This window comes from Candidatus Methylomirabilota bacterium (assembly GCA_036001065.1).
Classification (GTDB): Bacteria; Methylomirabilota; Methylomirabilia; order Rokubacteriales; family CSP1-6; genus MNEF01.
The window spans coordinates 1-7,807 of sequence record DASYUQ010000177.1; the positions used below are offsets into that span (position 1 = coordinate 1).

The following is a 7,807-nucleotide window of genomic DNA, read 5'->3' on the forward strand; positions in this document are numbered from 1 at the left end:
GGCGCCGAAGTCCACCGGCACGCCGAGGTCGGCGAGCACCTGCTCGAGGGCCGACAGCGCGACGATGACGTCGAACTCGGCCGCATAGCCCATGTGGCCGATGCGGAAGAGCTTGCCCTTCATCTCCCCCTGCCCGCCGGCGATGGTGATGTTGTGCGCCTGGGCATAGGCCGCCACGATCTTCTCACTGTCGATTCCGGGCGGCGAGAGCACCGCGGTCAGCGCCGGGGTCGGCGTCGCCCTGGGGAAAAGCGGCAGCCCGAGCGCCTCCACGCCGGCCCGGGTGGCCCGAGCCAGGCGGTCGTGGCGCTTGAAGACGTTGGTGAGCCCCTCCGCCTGCAGCATGCGCAGCGCCTCGCGCAGCCCGACCACGATGCTCACGGGCGGCGTGTAGCGGGGCTCGTTCTTGACGAGCCACTTCCGCTCCTCGGTGAGGTTGAAGTAATACTTCGGGAGCCGCGAGGTGGCCACCCGCGCCCAGGCCCTCTCGCTCAGCGCGCAGAAGGCGAGACCGGGCGGCAGCATGAGGCCCTTCTGGGAGCCGGCCACGACCACGTCCACCCCCCAGGCGTCCATGGGCAGATCCGCGATGCCGAGGCTCGAGACGGCGTCCACGATGAGGAGCGCGTCCGTGCCCCGGGTCGCCTCCGCGTAGCCACGCACGTCGTGCAGCACGCCCGTGGAGGACTCGCTGTGCTGGGCGAGCACCGCCTTGATCTCGGGGCGCGCGCGGAGCGCCTCGGCGAGGCGGGCGGCGGAGACGGTGTCGCCGAAGGGCGCGCGGAGCTCGACGATGTTCATGCCGTAGGTCTTGGCGATCTCCATCCAGCGCTCGCCGAACTTGCCGGCGCTGACGACGGCCACCGTGTCGCCGGCGGAGAGCGTGTTGACGACCGCGGCCTCCATCGCGCCGGTGCCCGAGCACGCCAGCGGGATCACGTCCTGGGCGGTCTGGACGAGGGCCTTGAGCCCGCCCCGCACCTCGATGAACAGCGCCTCGTACTCCGGGGTGCGGTGGTGGATCATCGGCTGCGCCATCGCCAGGAGCACCTGGCTCGGGACCGGGGTGGGCCCCGGGGCCATCAGCTGGTACTTCTTCATCCGACGGGCCTCCTGGGAGAGATCACGTCGTTGACTTTACCACGGCGGTCGGACCGCGCGGCCCAGGGCGGTGACGAAGATGGCGTCGAGGCCGGCTGCGTGGGGGGAGAGGAACTCGACCACCTTGTGGTCGTAGAAGGTGAGCCCCGAGGCGCCGAAGCGCTGGCCGTAGGCGGCCAGGTAGGCGCGCCCGCCGATCAAGCCGGCCTGGAGATTGACGAGACGATAGCCGCGGTCGCCGAACGATGCGAGGAGCGCGTCGAGCGGCGCCAGGAAGTAGATCACCGCCGCGGCGTCGCCGCCCAGCGCCTGCTCCAGGCAGAGGTAGGCGGAGTCCGCGCGGAAGTTGCCGGTGGAGATGACCTCGAGCGCATGCTCCTCGGGCCAGTAGCGATAGGCGCCGGGCTCCACGTCGTCGACGGCGTTGATGACGAGGTAGGGATCGACGAGACCGGGGGGCACGTCGGCATCGACCCACCGGGTCGCCCACCACAGCGTGGTCGCCAGTTCCGCGGCCGTGAGCGAGGCCTCGCTGAAGCGCCGCGCGGAGCCGCGGTGCTGGATCGTCTCGCCGAGCGGGCGTCCGGCCTCCGCGCGCGCCGGGGGCAGCGGCAGGAGGGACCGCCGCGGCTTCCGGGGCGCGGGCGGCGCGCTCTCACGCCAGGCGCGCACGGCGGCGGCGCTCGGCAGCATGGATGCCTGTTGCATCTGCCGGAGCGACGGGTAATCCACCTCGCGCGACGAGAGCGGCAGCGCCTCGTGACTGATCGCCGGGAGCGCGCCGGCCGGCGCCGCCGGCCCGCCCTCGGGGCCCACCGCGACCAGCTCCAGCGCGGCTTCGCGGTCGGGGTCGACGCCGAGCAGTCGGTTGACGTCGGCGTCCACGAAGCCCGTGAGAAGGCGGGGCGCCCACCCCAGCGCGTTGGCGACGGCGGTGAGGTTCGCGAGCATCGTGCCCGAGTCCCAGTAGAGGTGGCGGAAGCCGCGGGCCTGGTACTTCCAGGTGTTCCGCCAGTAGATGCCCGTGAGCGCGACGGTGGCGGCGCGTCGGGCCAGTGAGGGGTCAGCGGCGGCCTCCGCCAGCGCCGCGCGCACGTCGCCTTCCCGCAGGCGGCGGAGGGCGAAGTCGCCCGCGCAGAAGTGGTAGAGCCCGGGCTCGAGGCCGTCCACGGCCCCGACCGCGACGTACACCTCGGTCTGATAGAGGGCACCCGTCGAGGGCGCGGCGCGGAAGAGTACCTCGCCGCCGCCCGGGTAGGTCTTCTTCTTGGTGACGCCGGCCGACAGGTAGAGGAGCGCGGAGAGGTGCTCGAGCGTCAGGCGCGGCGTCGGGGGAAAGGCGCCGGGCGCCAGCGCCCCGAGCGTGTCCGCGGCGGGGAGATCGAACGTCCGCGGCAGCGGAATCGGCGCCAGGTTCGTGTACACCTTGAACGGGAAGGGCTTGATGTCCCAGTCGAGCGCGTGGCCGCTCGCCCGCACCGAGGAGGGCGTGTGGATCGTCTGGTCGTGGAAGTGCCGCGCGGCCGGGAGGTCGGGGTTCGCCGCCATGACGACGGGCTCACGTGGAGAAGCGATAGGGCGGCCGGAAGACCCCGCGCTCGGTGATGATCGCGGTGATGAGCCCGGCGGGCGTGACGTCGAAGGCCGGATTGTACACCGGCGTAGCCTCCGGCGCGGTGGGCTGCGCGCCGACACGGCGCACCTCGGCAGGGTCCCGCTCCTCGATGGGAATTTCCTGGCCCGAAGGCAGCGAGGGGTCGATCGTCGAGAACGGCGCCGCGACGTAGAAGGGCACGCCGTGGTGCCGGGCCAGCACGGCCAGCGCGTAGGTGCCGATCTTGTTCGCGGTGTCCCCGTTGGCGGCGACGCGGTCGGCGCCGGTGAGGACCAGATCCACCTCGCCCCGCGCCATCAGCGAGCCGGCCACGGCGTCGGCGACGAGACGGTGCGGGATCCCCTCGCGGACACACTCCCAGGCGGTCAGGCGCGAGCCCTGCATGACGGGGCGCGTCTCGTCCACCCAGAGGAGCGCCACCTTGCTCTGGGCGTGCGCCGAGCGCACGACGCCGAGCGCCGTGCCGTAGCCGGCCGTGGCCAGGGCGCCGGCATTGCAATGCGTGAGAATCCTGGCGCCGGGCGGCACCAGGGCGGCGCCGTGATCGCCCATCGCGCGGTTGGCGGCGACGTCCTCGTCCAGGATCGCCTGGGCCTCGGCGACGAGGCGCGCGCGCATGTCGGCCAGCGGCAGGTCCCGCGCGGCCAGCGCCGCCCGACGCATCCGCTCGAGGGCCCAGAAGAGGTTGACCGCCGTCGGGCGCGTCGCCGCCAACCCCTTGATGGCGACTTCGAGGTCGGCCAGGAGTTCATCGAAGGTGGTGGCCGGACTCCGGCGCGCCGCCAGCGCGACGCCGAAGGCGGCCGTCACGCCGATGGCCGGCGCGCCCCGCACGACCAGCGTGCGGATCGCCTCCGCCACGTCCTCCCAGCGCGCGCACTCGCGCTCGACCTCCTCACGCGGCAGGCGCGTCTGGTCGAGGAGAAGGAGCCGGTCCCCCGCCCAGCGGACGGGCCTGATCATCGCCACGGCGCTAGAACGGGTCGCCCGGGAAGAACCGCAGCAGCCACTCGGCGATCTCGGCGTTGAGCTTGAAGTTGAAGGCGCTGGCAGGATCCTGCACCCGTCCATCGAGCGTGAGGCCGCGTTTGCCGAACTGACCGTTCAGCCAGGCGCCGTATACGCCCTCCAGCCCGAACAGTTGGCCCCCGAGACGAAAGCCCTCTCGGTCGACCCCCAGATCGACGTTCAGATCGATGGACCGCTTGGACTCAGCGGTCTTGTGCTCGGCGGCGGCCGGCATCACGGCGAGCGTCACCAGGGCGCCGAAGATCAACGACGCGGCGATCAATCGTCTGGTCATCGCTCTCCTCCCAGTTTCCCAAGATGCGCCTGAATCGCGTGGCGGCTCAGGCCCGCCACGCTCACGACCTTCTCCCGCCCCTTCGCGCCACGAACGATCGTCACGGCCGAGGGCCGGACGCCCAGCGCCGCGGCCAGCAGGGCGGCGACCGCCGCGTTGGCCCGCCCGTTCACGGGCGGCGCGGTGACGCGCACACTCAGCACGTCCTCCCGCCAGCCGACGATCTCGTTGCGCGAGGCGCGCGGCTGGACGCGCACCCGCACGAGGGCCCCCTCACTGGGGCCCGGGGGCATCGCCGGAGTCTTCCGGCCGGTCCGCCGCCAGAAGGCGCTGGTAGCGATCGAGGGTGGCCCGCAGGTCTTCCACGAGCTGGCGCTGGGTCCGCTTGAGCCCCTTGATCTCGCTCCGGAGCTGGGCCTCCTCGGCGCGCACCTCCTCCACCAGCTTCTCGCCGCGCAGCTCCGCCTCGCGCACGATGAGCTGCCCCTCGCGGCGGGCCGCCTCCTTCATCTCCTCGGCCAACCTCTGCGTCGTCAGCAGCGTGTCCTGGAGCGCCTTCTCCCGGTCGGCGAGTCCGCGGGTCCGCTCCTCCAGCGCCGTCAGCTGCTCCTTGAGTAGCGCATTGTCCTTCAGCACCGCCTCGTAGTCCTCGGCGACGTCCTCCAGGAAGGCTTCGACTTCGTTGACGTCGAGGCCACGGAACATCCGTACGGTGAACTGCTGCTGCCGGATATCGAGGGGACTCAAACGCATCGCGACCTCCCGATCTCTCAGCCGATCTCCGTGGCGATTCGATACAGAACCGGCACGAGGAACTCTCTGAGGAAGTAGAGCGCGAGCACGACGACCATGGGCGAGAGGTCGAGCCCCATCGCCAGGGTCGGCAGGCGTTCCCGCACCGGACGCAGCACCGGCTCCGTCACGCGATGGAGGAAGCGCACGATGGGGTTGTAGGGGTCCGGGCTCACCCACGAGATGATCGCCTGCGCGATGATGATCCACATGTAGGCCACCAGCACGAGGTTGAGGATGTTGGCCAGCGCGGTCACGAGGTACGCGAAGAAGAACATCAGGCCGGCCCCTGCCCCAGCTCCTTCGAGCGGAGGGTGGCCCGCTCGACGGCCTTGATGAACGTCGTCCGGATGCCGCCTTCCTCCAGGGCCGCGATGCCGGCGATCGAGGTGCCGCCGGGCGAGCTGACCATGTCTTTCAACGCGCCGGGGTGCATTCCGGTGTCCAGGAGCAGCTTGGCGGCGCCGAGGACGGTCTGGGTCGCCAGCGTCATCGCCGTGATCCGGTCCAGCCCCATCCGGACCCCGCCGTCGGCCAGGGACTCGATCACGAGGGCCACGTAGGCGGGGCCGGAGCCCGAGAGCCCCGTCACCGCGTCCAACAGTTCCTCCTCCAGCACGACCACGCGGCCGACGGCGCTGAAGATTTCGCCGGCCGTGTCGAGGTCGTCGGGCTCGAGTCCCTCGGCCTTGGCGATCGCCGTCACGCCCTCCAGCACCAGCGCCGGCGTGTTGGGCATGACCCGGATGAGCCGCACGTCCTTGCCGAAGACGGCCCGGATCTTCGCCGTCGACACGCCGGCGGCGATCGAGATCATCAGCTTCGTCTTGATCAGGACCGGCGCGATCTCGCGCAGCACCGGCGTCATGATCTGGGGCTTGACCGCCATGATGACCACGTCTGCCTGCCGGACCAGCTCGCCGTTGTTCGGCGCCAGCTGGATACCGTACTGGCGGTCCAGCTCCTTGAGACGCTCCAGGCGGACGTCGCTGGCCCAGATCGCCTCCGCCGGCACCACGTTGGCGGTGACCAGCCCTTTGATGAGGGCCTCGCCCATGTTGCCGGCGCCGATGAAGCCGACCTTCTTGCCCTTGAGGCTCATATGTCGGAGGGGGCGGACGTTACGGCCCCCTCCGAGGCCTCCCCCAGGACCGATTGCGCCGGCAAAGCCGGCGCTCGAAACCCGACTCGGACGGACACACGATGGCTCATGGCGACTGGCGTGCCTCCTTCACGGGGCGGGGGCCGAAGATCGCCGTGCCCACCCGCACCATCGTCGCGCCCTCCTCGATCGCCGCCTCGAAGTCCGCGCTCATCCCCATCGACAGCTCGCCGAGCCCGTGGCGCTTGCCCAGCGCGGCCAGGGCGCGGAACCAGGGACGCGCTTGCTCTGCCCGCTCGACCGCGGGCGGAATGGTCATGAGCCCGCGGACCCTCACGTACTCGAGCGCCGCGATCGCCTCCAGCGCCTCCCCTACTCCGTCGGGATCGAAGCCACCCTTGGAGGCCTCGCCCGCCACGTTGACCTGCACCAGCGTCTCCACCGGGCGGCCGCGGGCTCGCGCGCGGCGGTCGCACTCGCGGGCCAGCTCGAGGCGGTCGAGCGCGTGGATGAGATCGAACAGCTCGAGCGCGTCCCGCACCTTGTTGGTCTGCAGATGACCCACCAGGTGCCAGGGCACGGGACGGCCGAGGACCGCGACCTTCTCTCGGGCCTCCTGGACGCGGTTCTCGCCCAGCGCGGGCAGCCCGGCCGCCACGGCGCGCCGGATCCGTTCGGCGTCTACCGTCTTGGAGACGCCGACGAGCAGCACGTCCTCCGCCCGGCGCCCCGCGCGCTCGGCCGCCCGCGCGATCCGCTCGCGCACGGATTCCAGATTTGTGCGGATGTCGTCCATGGCCGCGATTCTAGCATCCCCGTCAGGGCAGCGCCGCGAGGGTGACCAGCCGACCGCGATTGCCCCTCCGGTACGAGAAGAGCACCTGGGGATGGCAGGCGGTGCAGAGGCGCGGGTTTTCGATCCGCTCGGCGGCCACGCCGGCGCGCCGCAGCAGCTCCTCGTTCGCCGTCCAGAGATCGAGCATCCAGTGGCCGGCGCGTACGGATCTCACCCAGCGCTCCCATAGCGACGGATACGCCGACGAGAACTGCGCGATCACCGGCTCGTCGACCTCGTAGCAGCAGGGCCCGATGGACGGCGCGATGGCCACCCGCAGGCGCTCGACCCTGGCGCCGGCGCCGCGCACCGCCTCCACCGCCGCCTGGGCGGCGCCGCGCACCGTGCCCCGCCAGCCGACATGGACGAGCGCCAGCACGCGGGCGGGGGGATCGCAGAGGGCGATGGCCAGGCAGTCGGCGGTGAAGATGGCGAGCGGAACGCCGCGCTCGGTGCTCAGCAGGACGTCCGCGATCCCGGCGAAGCCGCCCTTGGGCGCGGCCCGCGCGAGGTCGGCGCCGTGCACCTGGCGCGCCCAGGTCAAGCGGGCGAGGTCGAGCCCGGCGGCCCCCAGCGCCGCCGCCGCCTCCCCCCGCAGCGGTGACGCGCTCTCCGACCAGGGCGCCACGCCGGGACAGTGGCGGGTCGTCGTCGCGTGAGGCACACCGAGTGCGCTGAGACCTGGGAACGTGAAGTAGGCCGGCGGCTCGCCGTGGGGAACGAGGTTCATGATGTCAGACTCGCATGTGTGACTCAGCCGCCGCGCCGGGCCGGGGGGCGCCGGGCAGCCTGACGAGACCCGTTCCCGCCGACCGAAGCCCGGCTCGCGCCCAGGTTGGGAACGGCGAAGACGATATCTGGACGCCGGGCTCGTGGTCGAGTCAGGGTGCCCGGCGCCCCCCGGCCCGCCGCAGGAGGCTAGTGCCGTTCCAACTTGTTGATACTAACCCCGATCCGAAATAAGCTCGCAGGTGAAAGCGGCACATGGCCGCGAACATGGGCGGTGTTCAGGAGATGGTTCGACCGCAGCCAGCGTCTCTATAGGAGGACGTGGGTGCG

The 7,807-nt window shown here is 71.6% G+C and carries 10 protein-coding genes; all 10 read right to left on the bottom strand.

The window, feature by feature from the left end; all coding sequences use genetic code 11:
• A partial coding sequence (locus VGV13_17450; protein ID HEV8642877.1) for an alanine--glyoxylate aminotransferase family protein occupies positions 1 to 1,101 on the bottom strand: 1,101 nt, incomplete at its 3' end.
• Positions 1,102 to 1,137: 36 nt separating this feature from the next.
• Positions 1,138 to 2,649: a SagB/ThcOx family dehydrogenase gene (locus VGV13_17455; GenBank protein HEV8642878.1), complete on the bottom strand. Its 1,512-nt coding sequence runs from the start codon at positions 2,647 to 2,649 to the stop codon at positions 1,138 to 1,140.
• Positions 2,650 to 2,659: 10 nt separating this feature from the next.
• On the bottom strand, positions 2,660 to 3,679 hold the full coding sequence (mtnA, locus tag VGV13_17460) for an S-methyl-5-thioribose-1-phosphate isomerase (GenBank protein HEV8642879.1): 1,020 nt from the start codon (positions 3,677 to 3,679) through the stop codon (positions 2,660 to 2,662).
• Between the two features lie 10 nt (positions 3,680 to 3,689).
• Entirely contained in the window at positions 3,690 to 4,019 is a 330-nt protein-coding gene (locus tag VGV13_17465; protein HEV8642880.1) for a hypothetical protein, read from the bottom strand.
• The gene (locus tag VGV13_17470) at positions 4,016 to 4,312 is read right to left on the bottom strand and encodes a DUF167 domain-containing protein (GenBank protein ID HEV8642881.1); all 297 of its coding nucleotides are present in this window, start codon (positions 4,310 to 4,312) and stop codon (positions 4,016 to 4,018) included. Before VGV13_17470 ends, VGV13_17465 begins: the two co-directional genes overlap by 4 nt.
• The gene (locus tag VGV13_17475) at positions 4,293 to 4,772 is read right to left on the bottom strand and encodes a DivIVA domain-containing protein (protein HEV8642882.1); all 480 of its coding nucleotides are present in this window, start codon (positions 4,770 to 4,772) and stop codon (positions 4,293 to 4,295) included. Before VGV13_17475 ends, VGV13_17470 begins: the two co-directional genes overlap by 20 nt.
• 17 nt (positions 4,773 to 4,789) lie before the next feature.
• On the bottom strand, positions 4,790 to 5,089 hold the full coding sequence (locus VGV13_17480; protein HEV8642883.1) for a YggT family protein: 300 nt from the start codon (positions 5,087 to 5,089) through the stop codon (positions 4,790 to 4,792).
• Complete coding sequence (gene proC, locus VGV13_17485; protein HEV8642884.1) at positions 5,089 to 5,913, bottom strand: pyrroline-5-carboxylate reductase; 825 nt, start codon at positions 5,911 to 5,913, stop codon at positions 5,089 to 5,091. The genes VGV13_17480 and proC overlap by 1 nt, the downstream gene beginning before the upstream one ends.
• Before the next feature lie 106 nt (positions 5,914 to 6,019).
• Entirely contained in the window at positions 6,020 to 6,709 is a 690-nt protein-coding gene (locus tag VGV13_17490; GenBank protein HEV8642885.1) for a YggS family pyridoxal phosphate-dependent enzyme, read from the bottom strand.
• Positions 6,710 to 6,731: 22 nt separating this feature from the next.
• The gene (locus VGV13_17495; GenBank protein ID HEV8642886.1) at positions 6,732 to 7,478 is read right to left on the bottom strand and encodes a polyphenol oxidase family protein; all 747 of its coding nucleotides are present in this window, start codon (positions 7,476 to 7,478) and stop codon (positions 6,732 to 6,734) included.
• Positions 7,479 to 7,807: the final 329 nt, after the last annotated feature.